This window comes from Alteromonas sp. KC3 (genome assembly GCF_016756315.1).
In the GTDB taxonomy this organism is placed as follows: Bacteria; Pseudomonadota; Gammaproteobacteria; order Enterobacterales; family Alteromonadaceae; genus Alteromonas.
On sequence record NZ_AP024235.1, the window covers coordinates 2073515 to 2098672 of the forward strand.

26 protein-coding genes are annotated in these 25158 nt (G+C 43.9%); 6 read left to right on the top strand and 20 right to left on the bottom strand.

The window, feature by feature from the left end:
* Positions 1–105 precede the first annotated feature (105 nt).
* From JN178_RS09290 to JN178_RS09325, 8 genes are all read right to left on the bottom strand, one after another.
* Entirely contained in the window at positions 106–561 is a 456-nt protein-coding gene (locus tag JN178_RS09290; RefSeq protein ID WP_202265503.1) for a hypothetical protein, read from the bottom strand.
* A 116-nt stretch (positions 562–677) separates the two neighbouring features.
* Entirely contained in the window at positions 678–1058 is a 381-nt protein-coding gene (locus tag JN178_RS09295) for a hypothetical protein (protein ID WP_202265505.1), read from the bottom strand.
* Positions 1059–1179: 121 nt separating this feature from the next.
* The gene (locus JN178_RS09300) at positions 1180–1728 is read right to left on the bottom strand and encodes a hypothetical protein (protein WP_202265507.1); all 549 of its coding nucleotides are present in this window, start codon (positions 1726–1728) and stop codon (positions 1180–1182) included.
* 125 nt (positions 1729–1853) lie between these two features.
* Positions 1854–2138, bottom strand: coding sequence for a hypothetical protein (locus JN178_RS09305; RefSeq protein WP_202265509.1), 285 nt, complete (start codon positions 2136–2138; stop codon positions 1854–1856).
* Between the two features lie 122 nt (positions 2139–2260).
* Complete coding sequence (locus JN178_RS09310) at positions 2261–2560, bottom strand: hypothetical protein (RefSeq protein WP_202265511.1); 300 nt, start codon at positions 2558–2560, stop codon at positions 2261–2263.
* A gap of 124 nt (positions 2561–2684) precedes the next feature.
* Positions 2685–3239, bottom strand: coding sequence for a CbrC family protein (locus JN178_RS09315; protein WP_202265513.1), 555 nt, complete (start codon positions 3237–3239; stop codon positions 2685–2687).
* Between the two features lie 140 nt (positions 3240–3379).
* Entirely contained in the window at positions 3380–3649 is a 270-nt protein-coding gene (locus JN178_RS09320; protein ID WP_202265515.1) for a hypothetical protein, read from the bottom strand.
* A gap of 128 nt (positions 3650–3777) precedes the next feature.
* Complete coding sequence (locus JN178_RS09325) at positions 3778–4266, bottom strand: hypothetical protein (RefSeq protein WP_202265517.1); 489 nt, start codon at positions 4264–4266, stop codon at positions 3778–3780.
* Between the two features lie 116 nt (positions 4267–4382).
* Here JN178_RS09325 and JN178_RS09330 point away from each other — a divergent pair, with 116 nt between their 5' ends.
* On the top strand, positions 4383–5537 hold the full coding sequence (locus JN178_RS09330; protein WP_202263408.1) for an IS110 family transposase: 1155 nt from the start codon (positions 4383–4385) through the stop codon (positions 5535–5537).
* Between the two features lie 507 nt (positions 5538–6044).
* Entirely contained in the window at positions 6045–7091 is a 1047-nt protein-coding gene (locus JN178_RS09335; protein ID WP_202263406.1) for an IS110 family transposase, read from the top strand.
* A gap of 471 nt (positions 7092–7562) precedes the next feature.
* On the opposite strand, the gene JN178_RS09340 is transcribed toward JN178_RS09335, so the two are convergent.
* From JN178_RS09340 to cysK, 3 genes are all read right to left on the bottom strand, one after another.
* Positions 7563–8018 (bottom strand): hypothetical protein, encoded by a 456-nt coding sequence (locus tag JN178_RS09340; protein ID WP_202265519.1) that lies wholly within the window; start codon positions 8016–8018, stop codon positions 7563–7565.
* A 136-nt stretch (positions 8019–8154) separates the two neighbouring features.
* Positions 8155–8493, bottom strand: coding sequence for a nuclear transport factor 2 family protein (locus JN178_RS09345; protein WP_202265521.1), 339 nt, complete (start codon positions 8491–8493; stop codon positions 8155–8157).
* 1638 nt (positions 8494–10131) lie between these two features.
* Complete coding sequence (gene cysK, locus JN178_RS09350; protein WP_202265523.1) at positions 10132–11097, bottom strand: cysteine synthase A; 966 nt, start codon at positions 11095–11097, stop codon at positions 10132–10134.
* A 214-nt stretch (positions 11098–11311) separates the two neighbouring features.
* Between cysK and JN178_RS09355 the strand changes: the two genes are divergently transcribed.
* The 3 genes from JN178_RS09355 to JN178_RS09365 are packed head-to-tail and all read left to right on the top strand — an operon-like array spanning position 11312 to position 14042.
* Positions 11312–12148, top strand: a complete 837-nt coding sequence (locus JN178_RS09355; protein ID WP_025255415.1) for an AAA family ATPase — start codon at positions 11312–11314, stop codon at positions 12146–12148.
* On the top strand, positions 12148–13329 hold the full coding sequence (locus JN178_RS09360; protein ID WP_202265525.1) for a vWA domain-containing protein: 1182 nt from the start codon (positions 12148–12150) through the stop codon (positions 13327–13329). Before JN178_RS09355 ends, JN178_RS09360 begins: the two co-directional genes overlap by 1 nt.
* A complete protein-coding gene (locus tag JN178_RS09365) occupies positions 13326–14042 on the top strand; it encodes a nucleotidyltransferase family protein (RefSeq protein WP_202265527.1) in 717 nt (238 codons plus the stop codon). The genes JN178_RS09360 and JN178_RS09365 overlap by 4 nt, the downstream gene beginning before the upstream one ends.
* 82 nt (positions 14043–14124) lie before the next feature.
* Here JN178_RS09365 and JN178_RS09370 read toward each other — a convergent pair whose 3' ends face one another.
* From JN178_RS09370 to cmoA, 9 genes are all read right to left on the bottom strand, one after another.
* A complete protein-coding gene (locus JN178_RS09370) occupies positions 14125–15489 on the bottom strand; it encodes an MATE family efflux transporter (protein ID WP_202265542.1) in 1365 nt (454 codons plus the stop codon).
* A 110-nt stretch (positions 15490–15599) separates the two neighbouring features.
* Complete coding sequence (gene moeA / locus JN178_RS09375; protein ID WP_202265544.1) at positions 15600–16814, bottom strand: molybdopterin molybdotransferase MoeA; 1215 nt, start codon at positions 16812–16814, stop codon at positions 15600–15602.
* Positions 16815–17009: 195 nt separating this feature from the next.
* Positions 17010–17675 carry a phosphoglycolate phosphatase gene (locus JN178_RS09380; RefSeq protein ID WP_202265546.1) on the bottom strand — a complete coding sequence of 222 codons (666 nt, stop codon included), beginning with the start codon at positions 17673–17675 and terminating at the stop codon, positions 17010–17012.
* 109 nt (positions 17676–17784) lie between these two features.
* The gene (locus tag JN178_RS09385) at positions 17785–19539 is read right to left on the bottom strand and encodes a sugar phosphorylase (RefSeq protein ID WP_202265548.1); all 1755 of its coding nucleotides are present in this window, start codon (positions 19537–19539) and stop codon (positions 17785–17787) included.
* Between the two features lie 5 nt (positions 19540–19544).
* The gene (locus JN178_RS09390; protein WP_202265550.1) at positions 19545–20768 is read right to left on the bottom strand and encodes a glycosyl transferase; all 1224 of its coding nucleotides are present in this window, start codon (positions 20766–20768) and stop codon (positions 19545–19547) included.
* Positions 20769–20780: 12 nt separating this feature from the next.
* Positions 20781–21590, bottom strand: a complete 810-nt coding sequence (locus JN178_RS09395) for an HAD-IIB family hydrolase (RefSeq protein WP_202265552.1) — start codon at positions 21588–21590, stop codon at positions 20781–20783.
* Positions 21587–22459: a kinase gene (locus JN178_RS09400; RefSeq protein ID WP_202265554.1), complete on the bottom strand. Its 873-nt coding sequence runs from the start codon at positions 22457–22459 to the stop codon at positions 21587–21589. Before JN178_RS09400 ends, JN178_RS09395 begins: the two co-directional genes overlap by 4 nt.
* 94 nt (positions 22460–22553) lie before the next feature.
* A complete protein-coding gene (gene cmoB / locus JN178_RS09405; RefSeq protein WP_202265556.1) occupies positions 22554–23552 on the bottom strand; it encodes a tRNA 5-methoxyuridine(34)/uridine 5-oxyacetic acid(34) synthase CmoB in 999 nt (332 codons plus the stop codon).
* Between the two features lie 20 nt (positions 23553–23572).
* Complete coding sequence (gene cmoA / locus JN178_RS09410; RefSeq protein WP_202265558.1) at positions 23573–24304, bottom strand: carboxy-S-adenosyl-L-methionine synthase CmoA; 732 nt, start codon at positions 24302–24304, stop codon at positions 23573–23575.
* A 171-nt stretch (positions 24305–24475) separates the two neighbouring features.
* On the opposite strand from cmoA, the gene JN178_RS09415 reads away from it, so the two are divergent.
* Positions 24476–25111 carry a response regulator gene (locus JN178_RS09415; protein WP_202265560.1) on the top strand — a complete coding sequence of 212 codons (636 nt, stop codon included), beginning with the start codon at positions 24476–24478 and terminating at the stop codon, positions 25109–25111.
* Positions 25112–25158 lie beyond the last annotated feature (47 nt).

The window sequence follows — 25158 nt, forward strand, 5'->3', positions numbered from 1 at the left end:
CTCAATCCTTCTAGCACCTAACTCTAAGTAAGGCGCGCAGGCACGTGGTCTATAATGCGAAGTAGCCCGCATGTATGCAACTCAGCGAGCGAAGTAATTTTTTTGTTATGCTCGTGCATGAAACGACCTAAATATTTTACTTATAACAACCAAAACCATGCATCCGATAATTGTGAAAAAAGATGCCCAGATTGGAATCCAAAGTATAGCCAAAGCAGATGTCGAGGAAGTATGTGCGTCAGTGAATAACGAGTGCTGCATTCCCCAATAGCCGTGCAGAATAAATGAAGTGTTGAGTAGCAATATAATCCAAATGCCAATTCGGCCAAATGTAGTAGAACTCAACTTTGATTTAGCAGCAAAAAGACCTAAAACGATGAATGGAATAGCTCTAAAGCCTGCAGAAAATAGATAACTATTAAAAGTTGAATATTGAAACGTTCGCTCGACAGCTGAATTAAACTCTAAGTGCCCTACAAAAACAGCAAGCAAAAATTTAGAGAGATATTCGTTTGCTAGTAAAAAAAGTAAAACTAAAGTAAACCAAAAATTCCTTTTCATAAATTTCCTATAAAGTGCATAACTTTTTAATAAGGGCGCAGGCGCGCGGGCGATAATGCGAAGTAGCTCACGTGTATACGCACCAGCCGGCGCCAGCAGACAACTTAACTTTTTTGTCAGGGTAGCTTGCCGAAAGATGTATCGATACTAAGGGTATAAATATACCCATTGTTGATAAACTCAAATGATTCTTGTTGTCCAATTGTGAAGTCTCTAGCATCAGCGCCAACGTTGTATGGCTTGCCTGTAGACGTATCCTTGAGTGAAAAATATATATTTACCTCACCATCTTCTATGACTCTATTGGTCATCACAATTTGATATAGATTTGAGATTTTAAGGGTGTTCGAGGAATTAAAGTCCGCAAGTACTCCGGTGTTATAACTTTGCAGGACGTTCGAGCCAATTTCCTGTTTTTCGAATACAAGCCGCGTGAACAAGTCGTCTTCTGCATTGACCGCGAAGCAACAAAGAAAAAATAAAACTAAAAACTTCATCTGAAAATTCCTTTTTCCGGTTACCCTAACTTTTAAATATGGGGCGCATACGCATGGGCTAAAATGCGTAGCAGCCCATATGTTTGTTTTTCACCGAGCGAAGCAAGTACTTTGTAATACGTCACCATGCCAGGCTCTCCAATTCAATTTTATTGCCCACCTGCCTAACAACTCTAATCTTTGAATTCTTAACGTCTATATGCCAATTGCTTTTTGAGTGAATTTTCCCAATTTCCTTGGGGTTACCTGTGATTTTATTTGCAATGAAAAATGTATCAGTCTGTTTTTTACTGTCTCTTGTTACAACTAACATTGTCGGTTTTGGCTGTCTGTCAATGATGCCGGTATTATTTTTGACCGGAGATGAATAACTGTTATTAAACTCGACTACTCCGTCTTTCAGAGCTGTTTCAAAAGATAAAGCAACTATTTGTTTTTCGTGATTTTCGGGAAACAAATAATAGCCGGAGTCTTTGGAGGGGTCATATATAAAAATATTCACAATAGCTTCGTCACTGCTGCTTAAGAAGCTTGATTCTTTTTCTAGTTTTACACTCTTAAAGTATAAGCCAGTCACCGGATCATATTGATCAATACTCGGGCTGTAATATCCACCGCCAACTGCGAAAAAAGAAAATAAAACTAGAGTTGTTGTGATTAAGTGTTTCATGTGTCCTCCTGACGTTTAACACCCGGCTAAGGGGCAAAATACATGGGCTATAAAAACGATCGAAGCGATGACAGCCCACGTGATTTTTATCCCAGCAACCCGCGCAGCGGGTTGCGACTTGAGCGTTATGTTTCTTTTGCATTGATTGTCTTAGCGAATAGTTTCGCGAAATCAGTTTTAAACATTCTATCGATTGCTGTGATTTTAGATAGTAAAGCTTCTATATCAAATTGTTCCGGTTTGTTTTCTATGATGGCAAGAGCTTCATTGTGGAGTGAAAATGCAAGGTGCGCAGATATTTTTTCACTGGTCACTTCGTTAGTTGTACTGCCTAGATGATTACCCAATAGTCCTTTGAGCTCGTAAATGGCAAGTGCCAAGATTCGAAGTTGGGTCTCCTGATTATTCATTTTGACTTCCTTAATATGAAACATGACTTTTCAATAACGGGCGCAGGCACGTAGGGCATAATGGCGAAGCCGCCCCGCGTGTATGTGTCCCAGCGAACGCAGTGAATGTGTTGATTGGGTTGTTAGCTGCTAAATGCCACGTACTCCCACAGAGTTGGAATCAACCAGCCAACAAAAAATAATAAAAGAGCCAACCCAAGCGAAAACAAAATAAGCCATTTAGGGTGTATTTCTTCACCATCCGGATTGTCGTAACCACTTGGCAATTCATCTGGCATATGTACTAATTGAGTCACAGCAATAACAACACAAATACACTCAACGGCAAAGAGTAAACTTGATTGTGTGAAATACGAAATCGCTAATGCCACACAAGAAATTGTTAATATTGAACTTCTTATACCTGACAGATACTTATTCATTTCTCTTGGCTGCTAACTTTTCAATAAGAGGCGATGACGCGTGGGGCGTTATAGCGAAGCGGCCCTGCGTGTTTGCGTCTCAGTGGGCACTAGCCCACGATTTTATTTTTTGTTAGCAATCATGTTAATCAAAGTCAATGTAGCCGCCAAGTTTACCGCAATGAATACATTTAAATATGTAAGCACTTGGTGACCCATCAGCATCGAGTGACTGAAAGAAGCCTTCCCATTCTCCGTCTTTTAGACCGTACGTCGCGGTTGCCTCGGATTTTAAACTGACTTCTAAATCCTGACCGTATTCATTTATCTCCCTGAATCCGGCACAACCAAGAAAATCTGTACCGTCATTACAATGCGTCCACCACTTTTCCTGTTGCCAACCAGTAAAACCAGGAGTTAAATAGGTTATTTCTTCCTTGACTGATGAAGCCACGTCGTCCCAATCACCATATCCACCTATACCGTCGTAATCTGTAAACTCCGCATCAAATTTCTTGTGGGCAGTACCATCTGCGATACACCAAGGACATATTGAGTCTTCTAATTCGACTTCAGAATAGGGCAGCCCACCATAGATATATCCGGTGGCTTTACCACAGCACAGGCAAACTGCATCTGACTCAATGATTGACCCTGACTTTAACGGATCAGAATGATATTTAAACTTAGGAAGTTCCATGTTCCTCCTTAATGGCTAACTTCTAAATAAGGGGCGCAGGCACGTGGGCTAAAATGCGAAGCAGCCCACGTGTATGCGTCCCAGCGAACGAAGTGAGTGACTGAGTTTGTTTGTTAGGTGTGCGCCGAAATAGCAACGGGCTAACCACGCAACAGCTTTACAAACTTAACTGATTGCTTTGCAGCCTCATATGTAAAGAATGCTACAACAGAAACGCTAATCGCAAATTGAATGCTAGCCGGAAGTAAATTCATAAACCTTAAACCTCGTGAAGTAAATTCGATTGGTTCATTGCTTTGCCATGCGTAATAGAAATGAGAAGCAACCCAGCTAAATAGAGATACTAACAACCAGAGACTTAATGCTCCGATAAATGCTAGCTCAGTATCTCCACCATCTTTATTTGTCATCCTTGGAACACCTAACTTTAAGCTAAGGAGCAGTAATGCGTGGGCTAAAATCCGAACGAAGCGACAGAGCCCACGTGTTACTGTCCCAGCGAGCCTACGAGCGGCTTAATGTGATTGTTAGGTACGTTCTACTGACTAAAATAGGTATCTCCTCGCACTATGGAGGTATTAGACTTCTCGTCACTAATTAGGACTTCTGGGTCAGCGGTTGCAAGAACAAACACCGTCTGATCTTCTGTCCAGATATAATACCCCAAAATTTCATCAGGCCCAGTTTGATCAACAATACTGTCTGACTGCACATACTTTTGATATTCGAGGCCATTGCACTTTTTTACAGGGCCGAATTCATGGGTAATATCTAATTTTTCTGTAGGTGAAGAGTAAGACTCATCAATTATATGGAACGAAACCACTTCGTTAAAGATGACTCGTAGACTTCGACTCGTTTCCAAAACTTTAACAGGGAAATAAGGCCCGATCGGAGTACCAGTATCAGACAACACCATTTCTCGCTCATTTGACTTAACACCCTCAACCAGTTTGATGCTAAGCACACTAGGGTGATGGAACTCTGCCTTTTCGAAAAACCATGTGTCTACCTTCGGAATATTCATAAGTACCTAGACACAATGACTCCCTGTGAAATGCTAGCCTCCGCATTCTCGTGGGTTAACTTTTCAGCCAGAGCCATAATTAGTTTGTTCAATACTAAATCAATTTGGAGGCTAGCATGAACAAACATAGCATGATTTTTATCGGATTGGATACGCATAAAGAGTTTCACGAAGTTGCTTATTGTGAAGAACAGCGTGGCGCGTCGCCCGTTCATTATGGTCGTATTCCCTCCTCTAAGGTCTGTGTCAAAAAGCTTATTCGCCAGTTTGAATCTAAATATCCTGGTGCAACACTTCACGTTGTTTATGAGGCTGGCCCTTGTGGCTATTGGATTTATCGTCTGATAACGAGCTTGGGACACTGTTGCTATGTTGTGGCACCGTCTCTTATCCCGAAAAAGCCAGGAGAGCGAATTAAAACCGACCGACGAGATGCGCTTAAGCTCGTTAGGTCACTAAAGTCTGAAGACCTTACACCCATCTATGTGCCCGAGCCGGAAGATGAAGCTGTGCGGGATTTATCTCGAGCTCGAGAAGCAGCAATGAAGGATTTAAAAGAAGCGAAGTACCAGCTTAAAGCTTTACTATTGCGAAACAACATACGCTATGAAGGTACGGCCAACTGGTCGAAGAAACACCTTCGCTGGCTCACGGAATTGATATTGCCTCACCCGGCCCAGCAAATTGTCTTACAAGAACAATTGCAAACCATAGAAGAGCGTATCCGGCGACTGGAAAGGCTCGACAATGAGTTAACCCACCATGTACACCAATGGCGTTATTATCCGGTAGTGAAAGCCGTTCAGGCGATGCGAGGTGTTCGATTGCTCGTTGCTGTTGGAGTGGTGGCAGAGCTTGGTGATTTACAGCGTTTTGACCATCCAAGAAAACTCATGGCGTATTTAGGTTTAGTCCCCAGCGAACAATCATCAGGCGGAAAGCGACACTTAGGAGCCATTACAAAAGCAGGAAATGGCCGAGCACGGCGTTTACTGATTGAGGGGGCGCACAGCTACCGTTATCCGGCTAACGTCTCTACTGAATTACAGTTAAGGCAGGAAGGCTTACCTAAAGACATCGTCGATATCGCTTGGAAAGCACAGCTTCGCTTGTGCAAACGCTATCAGCGCATGAGTAAAAAGGGTAAACACTACAATTTAATCGTTACCGCGATTGCCAGAGAAATGGCTGCTTATATTTGGGCTATTGCAAAGGAAGTGGTACTTACGCCGGTTAATCCAAAACTAAGATTGAGCCGAGTACCTGCATGATAAACGAGTTTGAGCTAACGCATTTGGATCAGGCCGCGGGATGTGGCACAACCTACGAGGGCGTTATGATGGCGATAACTTAACGGTTATTGATCCACGAGCATAGACTGATGAGAAGGTGACCACGGCGGAGTGAGTAAGGTAGGCGCTGTTCATTATAATTAATGAATAACCCACGAATACCAGCATGATAACCGACGACATTACTGCCTCATCCGGTGCGTTAGCTCATTTATTTTGAGTAATAAAGAATACTAATTATGGGCTGAAAGAGTGTCAGGGAAGCGCTCGTTCAGGGTTGACAAAGGGAGTCATACCAACGCCCAACTAAGGGGCGATAACACATGGGCTAAAATTAGGAACGAAGTGACGCAGCCCATGTGTTAGCGTCCCAGCGAGCGAAGCGAGTGCCTTGAGTGGTTTGATACTTATTGAGCCTTCTCCCCAGCTTATCCAATTTTATTGGCTAAGCTGGAAGGCGACCAAACCCAAAATGGAGAAGACTCAATGCAATTCTATACTAACTTACATCCTTTTTACTGCGGAATCGATCTTCATGCACGAATGCTTTATGTGTGCATCCTAGATGAACGCGGCGAGATACTGGTTCATAAGAAGATAAAAGATTCTCCCGAGCAGCTTTTAAACCTTCTTTCACCCTACATCGGGAATATTGTGGTGGGCGCAGAATGTATGCACTGCTGGTACTGGCTTAGTGATTTTTGTGAACATCATAATATTGATTTTATCCTTGGCCACGCTCTCTACATGAAAGCTATTCATGGCGGTAAGACGAAGAACGATAAAATTGATGCGTACAAGATTGCCAAGTTAATACGAGGTGGTAATTTTCCTTTGGCTTATGTTTATCCAAAGGAAAAACGTGCTATTCGAGATTTATTGCGTAGACGAACGCACGCCATGCGCCATAGTGCCGAGTTGAAAGCATTCATAAAGAATGCGTTGTCACAATACAACCTGCCAGTACCTGAAAAGTCAGACCTAAGCTACACCACCGGTCGCGATGCAATGCGTGGACACTTCCCTAATCCACAGGTTCAACGCAGTATTGATATGAATCTACGATTGATAGAAGTTTACGACCATGAAGTCAGCAGTATTGAATGTTATGTAGAAAAGCTCACTAAGCATGATAATGGTAGAGACTACTATCTGCTGCGTTCATTGCCTGGTGTCGGGCGAGTATTGGCCCTTACCATTCTTTATGAGATTGGCACTATTAAGCGCTTTGACAGTGTTCAGAAGTTTGCGTCTTATTCTCGGCTAGTCAAATGCAAAGCGGAATCAGCCGGTAAAGCCTACGGTACACAGGGTAATAAAATTGGTAATGCGCACCTTAAATGGGCGTTCTCTGAAGCCGCAGTGCTGTTTTTGAAGGGTAATCCTCCGGCGCAAGCTTATCTCGCAAAATTACAGAAGCGCATGAGCAAAGCTAAAGCGCTCTCTGCATTGGCACATAAACTTGGTCGTTGTATGTACTTTATGTTGAAGAATCAAACGGTGTTTGACAGTGAGCGCTTTTTAGCGGGGTAAGTCGCACAGACGGATGAGCTGACCGCCTAACTGGTCGAATGGCGAGTATTGTGTTCATGATGATTTAGGGAAAAGAGCCTGTTCAACATGAACTATACCAGTGTCCACAGCCACTACGCTTTGATTAGACATCCGTCTGTTGCGCATCAACACTCTGTGCTAAATCGCTTGCGCCTGAACTGAGCCTGCCCCTAACTGGCGACATAAATCAGCCACTACGTTTGAATAGTGCCAGCATCAGGTTAACCGATGAATGTCTAGTGCCCCTGTACTCGTAATGGATTCCATGGTAACAGGCAGCGATGAGATCGCACTAAGAGAGCCTCTATATGTGTTTGCCGCAGGCGATGCCTTACGGCAACAATGACAGATGAAGCTAGGAGATTTAGCCCAGAGATTTGGACTGGCTGCTAACGCAGCCAGAGAAATACTATTATCTATTGACGGGAGTTGGGCTCATATGTGTTATACCTACTGTTTACTTACAGAGAGCACACTGTAAGCCCAAACATTTATTTTAAGTTCTTTGCAAAGAGCACCATCCATGCAAATGCCACTAAACCAAATATCTCCAAACCCTATATTTAGTCCGTTGTAATTATAAAATAAGTTTTTAAATTGCTGCTCTTTAACCCTTGTCAGCATTTCCGGTGTAACAATGCTGTCGTAGTTTTCAATGAATTGTTCTATGGTATCGTAATAAACGCTACCGCTAGGATAATTAACTCGTATTGGATACAAGTTTAGCGACGCTACCTGTTGCTTATCACCCGATAACAAGCTTGATTTTAAATTTAAGAAGAAAGCTTCGTAGTCTAGATCACTTTTAAAATACTCGTTGAGTCTCTTATTCGAAATATCCTTAACATTGTCGGAAAATGCCGGACCACTGAACAATAAAAGAAAAATAACTAGGTAAGCTCTCAATTAAACACCCTGTAGGTATAACTTTTAAATAAGGGGCGCAGGCGCGTGGGCTAAAATGCGAAGCAGCCCACGTGTATGCGTCCCAACGAACGCAGTGAGTGCCTTAATTTTTTTGTTAGGTGCGTGTAGATACATCCTAGTTTTCCCTGCCAAGGTAAGCCCTGATTGATGAAATTAAACCTGCGTTATTGAATGTTACAACGTCTACAACGTAAAGTACTTCTGTCTGGTTAACTATAATCTTGAGCTCTCCAGAGACTGAGTTCTCGTTTTCCATAATATTTAAGATTTCGATTTCCAAACTTGAAGCATTGTTAAAATTCTTCTGAGTTTCTGATATGGCGATAGCTTTACCATGAACAGAGATTTTCCAATCTCTTAAATGAATATCGGGTGCAAAGAGTTTTGAAACCGCTTCGATATCTTTGTTTTGATAGCTAAGAAGATACGATTTAAACTTTTCTGAATTATTCATTTCCAATCCTTAGAAGCACCTAACGCTAAGCTAAGGGGCGCAGGCATGTGGGCTAAAATGCGAAGCAGCCCACGTGTATGCGTCCCAGCCTGCGCAGCAGGCGACTTAATTTTTTTGTTAGGCGCCATTCGCTAGTCTAATTACACCTACCAAAGCGTTGATTAATAAGGCGCCAGCTGCAAGCCATAAGCTAATCCTAGTGTATTTGTTTGACTTTTTTATGGCCGCGTACTCAGCGTTTCTTTTTTGAAGTATCTCTGCCGCAGAAAACATCATGCTTTTTTGTACTGGGTAATAAAAACAGTTCTTTCGACATGCTCCAACAACGGTTTTATAAAAGTCTTCGTCTTTTCGTATTCCTTCATCCCAAACTCCCATATAGCACCTAAACCAGCTATACATCTGTAAGTCAGGCTTTGTTTTAGTTTGTAATATTACAGCTCGCTCTTTTGCTGAAACAGAACTTGTTGACCTGTCTTCTTTTAACAGAACACTTTTAGCGAAGAAGTGGCAGTTGTTGCAGTTTTTCTTCATGGCTCAATCCTTGGTGCCTAACTTTTAAATAAGGGGCGCAGACGCGTGGGCTACAATGCGAAGCAGCCCACGTGTATGCGTCCCAGCGAACGAAGTGAGTGACTTAATTTTTTTGTTATGTGCGTGCATGAAACTGCCTAAGAATGATAATGCCACATATTGAAAACGAAGCTAGGGACACTAACAAAGGTAAGCCAAACGAAATTATAAAACCTACTGAGATTAACAAGGCATAGCCAATGCAAAAGTTTGCTGCGCTTAGTTTGGAGACATTTGGAAATTTAAAAGAAGAATAGATTCCGATAGAGATACTTATAAGCCCCAAAACACAACCAAAAATTAAAAGAAAAGCTCCGAGCTCAGTGGGTGGTCCAAGTATAAGGATACTTGTACCCAGTAATGTTAACGGAATAAGGACAATTGCATTAACGAGAACAAATGTTATAAGCAGTATTTTTTGGTCTTTTAATTCCATTTTTACCTTTAAAGCACATAACTTTTAAATAAGGGGCGCATTCACGTGGGCTAATATGCGAAGCAGCCCACGTGTATGCGTCCCAGTGCGCACCAGCGCACGACTTAATTTTTTTGTTATACACAAACCGTCTGTTAACTGCCAGCATGTTGAAGAAAATAGAGTAAAAGCACCGAATAAAACAACTAGCGATTCTGACTTCTATTAGTCGCCAAAGAAGGGAGCTGCTTGAGTTGAAAAGCAGAACTTTTGAGTTACCTTCGAGGCTAGCCAAAAACTAAAACGAACCCCCAAAGCCGTTGTAAAAAAGCGCTGAACTTTGACTTACTCTTTACTAAAAAATGGGTGGTGTATAACAATTTAGTGTACGGAAAAAATCCTTTTTACAATGCGGACTTTATCCATCTATCACTCAAATAATTCTTTAACTTTCTCACGTAAATAAATCCACATCAACGTCTTACAACATTTAGTGTAAATGGAGGAGGCGAAAGGTGGAAAATATCTTTTCTATTTTTTCGCTTGCCGAAATTGCAGAGGTCTGTATTTAAATACAGTTTTATATTTTTGTTCCCACAAACAAAAAACGAGGCCTAAGCCTCGTTTTTCAATTCAATCACAATAGGTGCTTACTGCACTTCCTCTTGCTCGTCGAACGCGCCAGCGAACAGTGGGCTACTTAGGTAACGCTCTGTACCACTCGCTAGAAGTACTACAACAACCTTATCTTTGTTTTCTGGTCGCTCAGCAAAACGCTTAGCGGCAACTACTGCTGCACCAGATGAAATACCCGCAAGAATACCTTCGTCGGTCATTAGCTTGCGCGCCATTTCCATACATTCTTCGTTGGTCACTTGCTCAACTTCGTCGATTAAATCTAGGTCTAGGTTGCCAGGAATAAAGCCTGCACCAATACCTTGAATTTTGTGCGGGCCAGGAGTTAGTTCTTCACCCGCAAGCGCCTGCGTAATTACTGGTGAGTCAGTAGGCTCAACCGCAACAGAAGTAATTGCCTTACCTTTGGTGTTTTTAAGGTAACGGCTAACACCAGTAATTGTGCCGCCTGTACCTACACCTGCTACAAACGCGTCTACTTTACCATCTGTGTCTTCCCAAATTTCTGGGCCAGTGGTTTTTTCGTGAATAGCTGGGTTTGCTGGGTTATCAAACTGCTGAAGCAGCACGTATTTGTCTGGGTCAGAGTTCACAATTTCTTGTGCTGCCGCTACTGCACCTTTCATACCTTTTGGTGCTTCAGTAAGTACTAGGTTTGCACCTAGCGCTTTAAGTAGTTTACGGCGCTCAAGGCTCATGCTGCTAGGCATGGTAAGCGTTAGCTTGTATCCACGTGATGCAGCAACAAACGCAAGGGCAATACCTGTGTTACCACTGGTAGGCTCTACAATTTCTTTACCTTCAGTAAGGACACCGCGTTTTTCCGCGTCCCAAATCATGTTGGCACCAATACGGCACTTAACGCTGAAGCTTGGGTTGCGCGACTCAATTTTCGCGTACACATTACCTGATGTTACGCGATTAAGTTTAACGAGTGGCGTGCGGCCAATCGATAGGGAATTATCTTCAAATACGTTCATTTTCAATCCTTACCTCGTTCCTTAATTTCTAGGAAACCCCGTTCTGTCGTGATCTGTACGACCTTTTTAATAGTTAATAATTCATAGCGTGAATTAGGGGATTTCGTCATACCCCTATATCATTGGTCCCAAACGCAAAAATGCAAAGTGTTTTTTAGCTATATGTTATTGTTAAAATACATGAAGACGAAGAATTATACGGAGTACAACATCCATGGCTTTTAGTGGCACGTCTAATTACATCGCAACCAAAGACTTACAATTAGCGGTTAATGCCGCCATTACGCTAGAGCGCCCGCTATTAATTAAGGGCGAGCCAGGCACAGGTAAAACAATGTTAGCCGAGGAACTGGCTGAAAGTTTAGGCACCGAGCTTATTCAATGGCACATTAAGTCAACCACCAAAGCGCAGCAGGGTTTGTATGAATATGACGCCGTATCGCGTTTGCGCGACTCGCAGCTAGGTGATGATCGCGTACACGACATTGGCAATTACATTGTAAAAGGTAAACTTTGGGAGGCGTTTAGTGCCGAAAAACGCCCGGTACTTTTGATAGATGAAATAGACAAAGCAGATATTGAGTTTCCAAACGACTTGTTACTAGAGCTCGATAAAATGGAGTTCTTTGTGTATGAAACACAAGAGCGCGTTGTGGCAAAGCAGCGTCCTATTGTTATTATAACGTCGAACAATGAAAAAGAACTGCCTGATGCATTTTTGCGCCGCTGTTTCTTCCATTATATTCAGTTCCCGAACCCTGACGAAATGCAGGAAATCGTGAATGTGCATTTCCCTGATTTAAAGAAAAAGCTGCTTGATGAAGCATTAAAAGCGTTTTTTGAAATTCGTGACGTGCCTGGGCTTAAGAAAAAGCCATCTACCTCTGAGCTTATCGACTGGCTTAAACTGTTAGTTGCAGAAGACATTCCGCCAGAGGCGCTTCACTCGAAAGACGGCAAAGCAGCCATTCCGCCGCTTTACGGTGCACTACTTAAAAACGAACAAGACATTCACTTGTTTGAAAAACTGGTCTTTATGGCGCGTCGCTAATGCTTATTCAGTTCTTTTTCACGCTACGAAAGTATCAGGTTAAAACCACGCTTCGCGAGTTACTTGATTTACTCAGAGCTCTGGAAAAGCATGTGGTGTACGCCGATATTGAGTCGTTCTATAGCCTAGCGCGTACCATCATGGTGAAAGACGAAACCCAGTACGATAAGTTCGATAGGGCGTTTGCCGAGTACTTTGAAGGGGTAGAGTCGGTCGATTTGTTTGGTAAAGACATTCCAGAAGAATGGCTTCGCAAAGAAATAGAGAAAAATCTAAGCCCCGAAGAGCGCGAGGCGCTTCGTAAAGCAGGCGGCCTTGACGCGCTAATGGAAACCTTGAAAAAACGCTTGGAAGAACAAGAAAAGCGCCACCAAGGTGGAAATAAATGGGTTGGTACGGGCGGTACATCGCCGTTTGGCGCCTATGGTGATAACCCAGAAGGCGTGCGTATTGGCCAAAAAGGCAATAGAAAGTTCTCTGCGGTTAAGGTGTGGGATAAGCGCGAGTTTAAAAACTTAAGTTCTGACGTGGAACTGGGTACGCGTAACATAAAAATAGCCCTGCGCAAGCTTAGAAAGTTTGCACGCACTGGCGCCAGCGAACAGCTTGATGTGCCAACCACCATTGGTGAAACGGCGAAAAAGGGCGGTTTGTTAGATATTCATATGGCGCCAGAACGCCATAACGCGGTAAAGGTGTTGATGTTTTTTGATGTGGGTGGCTCTATGGACCCTCACGTAAAAAGCACCCAAGAATTGTTTTCTGCCGTACAGTCAGAGTTTAAATACTTAGAGTATTTTTATTTTCACAACTGTGTGTATGAAGAGGTATGGAAAGACAACTTACGCCGCAATAAAGAGCGCATTCCTATTTGGGATATCATTCATCGCTACGGTAAAGACTATAAAGTCATTTTTGTTGGCGATGCCACCATGGGGCCGTATGAAATTACCTACCCAGGCGGCAGTGTAGAGCACTGGAATGAAGAGCCGGGCAGCGTATGGCTGCAACGTTTGCTTAATCACTTCAATAACGCGGTATGGCTAAACCCGCAGGCTGAAAACTATTGGCCGTATTATTCGTCTATTAAGATCATTCGTGAAATCATGGAAGACAGGATGTACGGTTTAACCTTAGAAGGGTTAACCGACGCAATTAAAGGGTTAAGTCGCAGCCGATGAGCTATCGATTAGGCTGCATTTTACTGGCAGGCGGGCAAAGTGCCCGCTTTGGCAGTAACAAGCTGATGTCGGTTCACCCAGTATCTAACAAACCGTTAGTGGCGCATAGTGCCCAGCAGCTGCTGGAACTGCCCAGTGTGACAAATTCCCACGCTACCCTCGTAACACACACAGACGCGATCCATTACTTACCTCAACCTGTCGTGGTCACGGGCAAATGGGATCTTAGTGTGCGTGAAGCACTAGCGCATGTCCCCGTCAGTCTGGTTACTAACAGCCTGTGGCAAGAGGGCATTGCGTCAAGTATCCGCGAGGGCGTTAAACACCTTGTAGGTAGCGCATCACCAAGACTTGAAGCTAGCCAGGCAAACCCCAGCCATATACTCATTACCCTTGCAGACTTACCCCGATTAACGGCCCACGACTTAGCCGATTTGGTCGCGGCTTCTTGTGCTAATCCAACGCATATTGTGTGTAGTAAATGGAGTGATGATAGTAGTGGCTCTAGCTCTATTAGTGCAAAGCCAAAGCTTACGGTTCCAGCCATATTCCCTGCGACAGCGTTTAAAGCATTATTGGCCTTAACGGGCGATGTGGGTGCAAAGCCAGTTATTAAAGGCTATGAAAAAGTAGGGAAGGTAACTGCGGTGTCTATACCTAATGCGCAATTTGATATAGACACCCCTCAAGACTGGACGCCGCTGGCAGATTAATCTGCGTGTAGCGGCGCTTCTAGGTTATTTTAACGCTGTGCACGCGCGTTGTGGCAATACCGATAATGTGGCAATACCGATACTAAGCGCGCAACGTCGCACCGGGGCGCTGAATATAAAGCAAACGTGCACCCAACATCACAGCGGCTGCACTTAGCCCTACAATAAACCCAATCCAGAAGCCGGCAGCTGCCATGGGCTCGGCAGTTACCCAGTTGGTTCTGCCCAAGATCACGCCCGTGGGTAAGCCAATTAACCAGTACGACACAAACGTAATGATAAACATCGCTGTCGTATCTTTATAACCGCGAAGCGCATTGGCCGAAATAACCTGCACAGCGTCAGACAGCTGAAACAATGCTGCGTAAATCAGCAGCGCATTAGCTAGGGTATATACGGCTTCATCACTGGTATAAAGGCCAATAATAAAGCCCTTTGCTAGCAAGGTGAACGTAGCGGTGCACGCTGCGGTACAAAAGCCAATTAAAATGGCAGTGCGTGCTGCAATTTTCGCTTGTCGCCCGTTGTTTTGACCTATGCGATAACCAATACGAATTGCTGCAGCCATACCAATGCTCATCGGAAACATAAACATTAACGCCGAGAAGTTAAGTGCTACCTGGTGCGCGGCTACTGTATTGGCACCAAATGGGGCCAGTAGCAGTGCCACTAATGAAAATAGCGTTACTTCAAATAAAATAGTCATAGCAATGGGTAGGCCCATTTTAAACGTACGGTTTATGGTAGTGAAATTAGGCTTATATACCTTGCCAAATAGGTTGTACTTTTTAAGGGCAGGGGCAAAACGCACGTACACAAATGTTGCAATAAGCATGGTGTAAATAACGATGGCAGTAGCCACGCCACAACCTGCGCCACCCATTGCGGGTATTGGCCCTGCACCGTAAATAAACATGTAGTTGCCTACAATGTTAGCCAGCAATCCAATAACAGTAATCGTCATGGTGGGTTTAGTTTTACCCAAACCTTCACAATAGTTACGTAGCCATTGGTATAGCGCAAAGCCTGGCATGGCCAGTAGCACATAGGTAACGTAGTCTACGGTAATGGTGAATAGCTCTGGTGCCATGGGAAATAGCGATACTATGCTTTTGGTAAACGGTAATAGCGCGGTAACCACTACACCTACAAAAAATACCAAGTAGCCAGCCTGCTGCGACGCATCGGCAATGCCTTCTATGTTCTTGTTACCTTGCAAGCGCGAAATAATAGGCGGCAAAGCCAGCGCAATACCTTGAATAAAGCACAAAAGCGGTACAGTAATGCTAAAACCAAGGGCAACAGCAGCCATGTCGGTTGCGCTGTAACGCCCCGCCATAATGGTATCGCTTACGCCCATTAGCATTTGTGTAATTTGCGCAACCAATAAAGGCCACGCCAGTTTTAATATATCTCTACCTTCCAGTAGGAAGCGTTTCTTGTTCACGAGTGTGTTGTCTCAAGTAGTCGTCGTGTGCGCACAATGTGCTGCAACACGCTTTATGTTTGTATGCTGCCGCGCGCTTTTAAACGCAGTCACTGCGGCTAATTCGTTCTTTATAGGTGAAAGGGCATCACCGGTACACTGTCGCCTTTGTTCAGAGTGGCAATATCTTCGTGGATCACCATTAAACAGTTGGCCGAGGTAATTGAAGTCATTACACCAGAGCTCTGCGATTTAAACGGTGTTACTTCCCATTCGCCTTTTGCGTTTTTCACCATGGTTGCACGCTGAAAATCTCGTCGTCCCGCACGGCGTTTTACATCTCGGGTAATGTTAGCGTTGATGTAAAGTGGTTCGTAGTTACCGGTTTGTCCCTGCAGCTTCTTAATTACGGGCACTACTAACAGCTTTGCCGTAACAAATGATGACACTGGGTTGCCAGGCAAACCGCAAAATAAGGTGTTGCCTATCTTCCCAAGGGCAAATGGCTTACCCGGTTTAACCGCAATCTTCCAAAAATCAATGTTGCCTAGTTCGCTTATAATATCTTTTACATAGTCAGCATCGCCAACCGATACGCCGCCACTGCTTACCATTACATCTACTTTGGTGCTAGCTTCAGTGAAAAGCGCGCGTAGTGAGGCTTCGTCATCTTCAACAATACCAAAATCGATAATATCCACGTTTTCGTTGCGCAAAATACTGCTTACGCCCACGCGGTTCGACTCGTAAATTTGTGTGTTGGCGCGCTCGCTGCCAGGGTACGCCAATTCAGACCCAGTGGCTACCACGCCAACGCGAAGTTTACGGTACACCGTAACGTCGCTTTTGCCTTGCGAAGACAATAACATAAGGTGCTCTGCGCACAGCTGCGTACCTTGTTTTACTAGCACATCGCCAACGGCAATATCGTTGGCTTTTTTACGAATATTCTCACCAGACGAGGGCGCTTTCGTAATGCAAACGTTGTCTTTGCCACCGTCGGTGTTTTCAATCATTACCACGGCGTCGGCCTGTGGTGGTATAGGGGCGCCTGTCATTATCTTAAACGCATGGCCCGCTAGTAGTGGTGTGCTTGCTTCCATGCCTGCGGTAATTACACCTTGCACGTTAAGAGGCGTTTCGCCGTTAAGCGACGCGGTATTAACGGCGTATCCGTCCATAGCGGAATTGTCCCAAGGCGGTACGTCTACATTGGCCACAACATCATCGGCCAGTATGCGGTTGGTGGCATCAAAAATACTTATTTGTTCAGTCTCGCTAATAGGCGAAGCGGCATCGAGTGCTTTAGACAACGCTTCTTCTAACGAAAGCCATTTAGATGACATACCAACCACCTTATAAACTGTTGTTCTGTATATTAATGAACAGCGGATGTTACAGAAAAACCAACGTTATACCAAAGATTAATGTAGGTTTTAACCGGGGTTTTGTGAAACCGCGTGAAAGGATGGAAAGTTGATTACCCATTAAGAACGTCACTTTGTTCTGTTGGAATGAGCATCACGGGATATTTTAGTCTTTTACAACGTCAATAACTGGGTAAAACAATCAAACACCCAGTCGGGTTCATGAATGGCAATATCTTCGCCGTAGTTGTAACCGTAAGTTAACCCGACACACCTCATATTAGCGGCCTTGGCCGCCTGTATATCATTTTTTGAATCGCCCACCATTATACACGTCTCTGGCATCACGTTCAGGGTATCGCTAACGTGTAATAAGGGCAGGGGAGATGGTTTTTTCTCAGGTAAAGAGTCGCCGCCAACCGTTACCAAAAACATGTCATTTAATGAATACGCGTTAAGAATTGGTGGAATAAATTCCTCGGGTTTATTAGTTACCAGCGCCAGGTTGTACTGCTTACATTTAAGCGTTGCTAGTGTGTCGAATACCCCTTTGTACAATGTGGAATATTGGCATACCAATACGCGGTAATGCGCTAAAAATTTATCAAGCGCCGCGTCTACTTGTGCACTACTTTGGCCATGGGAAATGCTTGTACTTCCACTTAGCCCTCGCTCAACCAGCATTCGCGCACCATTACCAACCCAATGCCTTATTGTGGTTTCAGGGTACGTCGGTAAGCCCATGTCATGAAGCGTAGCGTTTAGTGCGTGAGCGAGGTCGGGTACTGAGTCGACTAAGGTGCCGTCTAGGTCAAAGATAAATGTGGAAATAGGTTGCATTACTACCTTATGTGTTGATGGAACTTCGAAAAGTATAATACCGCAGCTTCCCTTCCGCGGTCAGTGTTTGTTTGTGCGCCGGCTTTTTGTTTACTAGCGCAAGTACTATTTACTCAAAGTCTTGGTTACTAATCCAAAGCGTTTGGTAAGGCTTCATCTGCAAACTGCCACTTGCTAACGCAATTTCATCTCGAGAGATAAGATCAATCCAGTTATCGGTGCCAATTAAGTTAATATCTGACAACAATACGGTTTGGTCTTCATCGCTAATGTTACTTATGCAGAATACGCTTTGTTTTCTATCTAGACTTTGTCGCCAGTAACCAAATAGCTGTGTACCTAACTGCAGCGTAAACTGTGTAGCGTTAGGGTGAAACGCCGGTTGTGCTTTTCTTATGCGAATAAGCTGCGACAAACGGGTTAGTACTTTGTGATGCTGCGAGAAAGGCGAATCAAGTAATGCTTCTAGTTCTTTTAAGTCCCAGCGACGTCGGTTTATAGAACGGTTTTGGCCTGTATTGGCGACTTTCTCATAGTCGTTTGAGGTGCCCAACAAACTGTGAATGTATAGCCCTGGGATCCCTTCCATACCCAGCATGATTGCATGAGCGCAAATAAAGCGATCTACTTGATATTTATCTGGGCCCTTAGTGGTGCCTTGAAGTGCATCAAACAAGGTAATGTTTATTTCATAAGGCTTTTGCTGACCGTGATCAGACGCACGCCATGAAATTTTACCCCCAAAGTGTTGCATCGTATGCACCAACTCCGATATTTCTTCTTCACTTAGCAAACCCTCAGCAGGCCTAAGCCCAATACCGTCATGCGAAGCAATAAAGTTGAAGTACGCAGTACCATTTTGTGCAGGAGGCATGCTCATCATCCAACTTTTCAAATAGGTGCAGTCGCCTGTTACCAAGGTATTTACCAATAGTGGCGGTAATGAAAAATTATAAATGGCGTGCGCTTCATTGGCGTTACCAAAATAGGTTAGGTTTTCGCGGTTGGGAATATTGGTTTCAGTAATAATAATGATTGAAGGGTCGACATGTTCAATCAAAGTGCGCAACAAGCGAATAACTTCGTGCGTTTGCGGCAAGTTAATGCAATTCGTGCCCACAATTTTCCATAGGAAGGCGACGGCATCTAGTCGAAACAACTTCGAGCCTTTGTCGATGTATAGGCGAATAATATCAACAAAAGCCAGTAAAACCTTAGGGTTTCTAAAATCAAAATCTACCTGATCGTGACTAAACGTACACCATACGTGCTTGGTGCCGTTAGCCGTTTCAGTTTCACGCAACAATGGCGAAACCCGAGGTCGGGTTACCATCGACAAATCATCAGTCGGATCCGCTGTAAAAAAGTAGTCAGAACCCGGCCCTTCACCTTTAATGAAATTATCAAACCACACGCTTCTTGCTGAACAGTGATTTATCACAAGATCAGCCATTAACCCGTAGTCTTTGGCTATGTCTTCAACATCGTCCCACGAGCCAAGCGCTTCGTTAACTGTCGAATAATCAATAACCGAAAAGCCATCGTCAGAGCTATACGGAAAGAACGGCAGTATATGTACGTTGTTTATCGTATTTTTGCAGTAGCGGTGAAGAAAGCGGTTAAGCGTCACAAGCGGGCGCTCGTCATCATCTATCACGCTGTCGCCATAGGTGATCATCACGACGTCTTCCTCATCCCAATAATTGTGATGAGATTGAGGCGAGGCTATATCGGCATCTGACTTGATGCCAATAGTATTCATTAAGTCGGTCGCTAACGTCTCATACGAGACGTTAAGCGCTACATCGGCATAAATACTTTCAAGATGGTGTTTTACTTTGTCATGGAGAAGGTCCCATGCCATATTACTTACTCCATAAATTCTGCAGTATCAGCTTCAACCGCCTCTAAAAGACGCTCTAAAATATCGGGTACCGCACTGGTTACGCGGTTCCAGCTCGGTATAAACGGCGTTTCCATGGGGTTTTCTAAAAAGTTTTGACCCGCTTTCATAATGTTGCTGGCAAACATTTCTACCGCTTTTTCTTCGCTGTGAATGTCAAGGCTAAGCCCGTTCATGACGGCGTCGTTGTGATAGGTCTCAATAAAGTCTAGCGCAATGCGGAAATAGGTTGCTTTAATCGAGCGAAACATTTCATTACTGAAAGTATAGCCTTGTGTTGCCAACTTTCTGAAAATGGCTTTGGTAATGTCGATAGACATTTTCGACAAACCACCTTGGTCGTTGTTAAGCGATAAATCTTGGTGCTTGTGGTCGTAAATGTCACAAATATCTGCCTGACACAGTCTGTTGTGAGAATAGTTGCGGTGCATTTCAGACAGTACGCCAATTTCCAAACCCCAGTCGCTAGGAATGCGAATATCGTTAAGCACGTCGCGTCTAAACGAGAATTCTCCCGCTAGTGGATAGCGAAAGCTGTCCATAAACTCAAGGTACTCGTTGTCACCCATAATGCGTTTAAGTGCGCGCAAGAGGGGCGTTACGAGTAAACGAGAAACACGGCCGTTAATTTTGCCATTAGCGACACGCGCGTAATAGCCTTTACAGAATTCATAGTTAAACTGCGGGTTAGCCACCGGGTAGATGAGGCGGGCAAGTAAATCTTTCTCGTAAGTCACGATATCACAATCATGCAGTGCTACCGATTCAGCTCGGTTCGACGCCAGTACATAGCCCATGCAGTACCATACGTTTCGCCCTTTACCCAACTCTTTAGGCGCAAGGCCTTGGGCTTGAAGCTCTTCATCTAACGCTTTAAGCCTAGGGCCATCGTTCCATAATATGCGGTGGTGCTGTGGTAGTTTTCCAAAGAATTTAAGCGCGTGTTTGTATTGTTCTTGATTGGCTCTATCTAAACCAATAACAACTTCAGACAAGTATGGAACTTCAGTGAGTTCATTAACGATATGCGGAAGCGCGTCGCCTTCAAGCTCTGAAAAAAGAGAGGGAAGAATTAGCGCCATTGGACGCTTTTGTGAAAATTGAAGAAGCTCTGCTTCAAGCTCTTCGGTTGGACGACGAGCCAAGTTATGTAACGTTGTTACCACACCATTTTGATAAAAATCAGCCATGTGTCCTCCTGATCAAAGGGATAATAGTTGTGTTAGCATTTCATTCCAGCCTTCAGGGCCGGTTAGGGTGCTGGTATATACCTCTTCTTTTTGTACTTCGGGTGGAGGATTTACCGGTGATAATATTCTTATAGGGGTATGCGCTGCCTCTAGCATCGCCACGTCGTTTTTACCGTCACCAAGGGCTACTGTGTTCACTTTGGTCACGTGCTGTTTTTGGTATTCACTGGCAAGCCACTTAAGCGCTTGACCTTTATCACAGTTGCCTGAGACGTGAATGAATCGGCCTCCTTCTAGTGGGAAGGCGCCTCTGTCTTTCACCGCTTTTAAAAAGCGCTGCTTTTCATCATCGCTTCCTAGCCACAAAATGGGTTCACCAAATTGCCGTTTAGCTGCAAGCGATGCGGAGTGTTCGTCAAGGTCAGTACATTCTTGAATTTCATCTAGTGACATTTTTGAAAATTGTTTGTACTTACTATCAAAGTCGCTGCCCATCTTCTCAAGCAACTTAATCCAGTAGTTCTTATTTGAGATAAAGGCTTTACACCAATAGCCATCTACCCACACTGTGCCACTAGGTTTTTGCTTAAAAAAGCCATGAGGAATAAATATCGCAGCACCATTTTCGATAATAAAAGGGCCATCCAATCCTATCCGCTCTCGCAATGGCTCCAATTCAGCAAAGGTTTTGCTGGTAGTGGGTATTACGGGAATGTCTTTTTGTTTTAATGCCGCTAAAGCCGGTTTCGCCGCCTCAAAAGAGTAGGTATGGTGGTCTAACAGCGTGCCGTCCATATCGGTGAAAACAAGCGTTTTCGTCATTGTTTTACATCCTGTTCTGTTATCGTTCTTGTTGAATCTAATATAAAAACCGTGTCGCATCTGTCGGGCAAGCAATCAAGTGCGTGCTCTGTAATGCGTTGATAGTGTTGCACAAAGTTTGCCACTTCTTCGTCACTCATAATGCCAGCGCCTTTGCCCTGCACAGAAGCGGCTAGTTTGTGTTCTTGCTCTAGACGCCATTGGTAAACACAATCAAACGAGGGCGCTTTCAGCATTACGCTATAGTTGATCTTGTTAAACAGCGCTTGGTATTCACCTGCTAATTCAGTATTGACAAAAGATCGCCAAATACCAAGCGGATCGTCTACTTCTTCAAGATGATTAATCGGGCGCTTAACATCATCAGCAGATTGTGCAGGCACACCAACACACCAGCCTTCAAGAATAACGAAGTCCGGTGATTCGCTTACCACAGGCCACTGCGCTTTGGGCTGCGGATTGTCAGTTGCTTTATTAAACCGGGGGAGAGCAGTGGGCTGACCACTTTCAAGTTGTCGAAGTGTAGTGAGCGCCAAAGCCGTATCGTGTGTACCAGGTACTCCGCGAGTCTTCAGCAGTGGATGTACCTTTATAGCCAACGCGTTACGCTGTGATTGGTCAAGATAGAAGTCATCGATAGACAAAGACACAACGCGTTTGCCATGTACTGACGTTAAAAAGGCTTCAATAAAACTGGTTAATGTGGATTTTCCAGAACCTTGACATCCATTGATGCCCACAACGAAAGGTTTTGATGCACCTTCTTGGTGCTTGAGTAGCCGTTCACATAATGGAGTGAACCATTTTTGTGCAATCTCTGCATAGCTACTTGGCAATTGATGTGTTGCTAGAAAGCCATGTATGTCCATGTTGTCACCCTAATCAATGCAGATTACTTACACTTTAGCAGATTAGGGTTACAACATTTATGCCAACACAGAGTCGTTGGTTCAGGAAAGGTCTTTACTTCTTGTTGGCTACAATAACGGCTCGTTGTGGTGCAGGGTAGCCTTCAATGGTGCGGGTAATATCTTCTGGATCGAGAAAATCTTTCAAAGATTGCGTGTCCATCCAAGGCGTTGAGCGTTGCTCGTCTAATGTCGTGTGATTCACATCCACCACGCGAATATTTTCAAAGCCTAGGCGTGATAGCCAAACGGTAAGTGCCGCAGTGCTAGGTAAAAACCAGACATTACGCATTTGAGCGTAACGCTCGCCCGCCATTAGTACGGTATTTTCATCACCGTCCACTACTAGCGTTTCAAGCACCAACTCGCCGCCTTTGCGAAGTTGGTCTTTAAGCTGTGTTAAAAACGCCATAGGGTCTTTTCTGTGATACAGCACGCCCATAGAGAATACGGTATCGAAAGCCTTCAGCGGCTGCATGTCTTCAATGCCCATAGGAAGAAAATGGATATTGTTTGTGGCAACATTTTCGTTATGCATGAAGTGCTTTATGGCGTGAAACTGAATGAAGAATAGTTGCGTTGGGTCGACGCCAATAACGCGAGAGGCACCTTCGCCGAGCATGCGCCACATGTGATATCCACTTCCGCAGCCCACGTCTAATACGTGCCGGTTTTCTAGTGACGCTATGTGAGGTACAACACGGTCCCACTTCCAGTCCGAGCGCCATTCCGTGTCTATGTGAATGCCGTGCACATGATATGGACCTTTTCTCCATGGCATAAATTGTTTTAGTAAGCCTTCAATTTGTTTTTGCGTATAGGTATCAACGTCTTTTTCGCTTCCTATAGTCACAGTATTTTTCAAATCGATGGTGCTGCAGGCGGGTTTGGGCAATTTATTGAGTAACCTACACCACTTATCAAATTCACCGTGTTTTCCGTTGCGCTGCCATTCGTCCATTAATGCAGGAAGTGTTTGTAGCCAGTGGGCAAGTGGGCTGTCTAATAACGATTTATAGCAGTCGTTAAACCAAATGTTTTCTAGTTTACTCATGTTGTTCCTAGTATGTCGGCTTAAGCTTTAACCGCAATCAAAGACGTGAAGTTGTAGCATTTGTACCACATTACTACATCGCTGAAGCCTGCATTTTTTAAGCGAGTTTCATGTTCTTCGAATGTGTCGGTTAGCATCACTTTTTCCAACGCTGCGCGTTTTTGACTCACTTCTAACTCGCTATAACCGTTGTCGCGTTTGAACTGGTGATGTAAGTCGATAAGCAGTTCGTTTCCTCTTAGGGTCGGATGTCGAATTTTCTCTGACAGCACTAAAATACCACCAGGATTCAACCCTTCGTATATCTTAGATAATAGCGCAGCGCGATCGGCTGGAGGTATAAACTGTAGGGTGAAATTCATCACCACCATTGATGCATTTGTAATCTCGACCTCTTGAGCATAGGCTTGCTCAATGGTGATAGGGTTTGTCAGTGTAAATGCTTGTACAACACGTTTACAACGTTCAACCATTGCCTCACTACTATCGACGCCTATGATGTTAAACGTTTTGTCTTGAGTTGCTCTTGCTATAGACAAACTTGCAGCCCCCAAAGAGCACCCTAAGTCGTATACATTAGAATTATCGCTTACCGCGCTTTTGGCCAGTTCACCGATAGTGTGAATAATCGTTTCGTATCCCGGTACGGAACGTTGGATCATATCGGGAAACACATCTACCACAGACTCGTCAAATTTAAAGTCGGCTACTTTACTGAGCGGGTTTGCATAAATGTTGTCGTGCTTCTTCACAATAGGCCTTCATTTCGTAATTTGGGCCGCAATTTTAACGTTTGAATTGAAAATGCCAATCTAAAACACCAATTTTCTTGAAATTTAGTCTATTTTTAAGGTTTAGGGCTTTTCGTTACTAAACGAAAGTATTAATCTATCAACAAATACAATAAGGAAGCAGTAACGCTAATGACGAGAATTCTAGTAGCAGACGATCACCCATTGTTTCGCGAAGCTTTAAGCGGCGCGTTAGAACCCTACTTTGAAAATTCGCAAATCATCGAGGCAGGAAGTCTTGAATCAGCACTTGAAAAATTAAATGAATTCGATGGCGTCGAACTGGTTCTTCTTGATTTAAATATGCCTGGTGGAGAGTACTTTAACGGCCTAATTACACTTCGTGAGCAATACCCTGATATTCCCGTTGGCGTAATTTCAGGTAGTGATAGCGTTGAAGTTGTTGCTCAGGTTATGAGTCTTGGCGCACAGGGTTTCATACCTAAAGTATCTGCAACGCGCGAAATAGCGCAAGCGATTGTAGATATAATCGCGGGTAAAAAATGGCTACCAGAGGGAATGGAAGAAGAACTCGATAAAGTTGATGACGAACTGAAGGTCCTACTTCAGCGATTCCGCGAGTTAACCCCTAAGCAAATTCAAGTATTGTCGTATTTACGTGCAGGTCTGATGAATAAACAAATTGCACATGAGATGAATGTTACCGAAGCAACCATTAAGGCACATATCAGCGCCATACTGCGTAAACTAGAAATTAATACCCGAACTCAGGCAGTTCTATTAATGGACAAACTTCAGCTTAGCTAGTATTTGTAAATTGATTAAAAAAACCGGAGTTTATTCCGGTTTTTTTA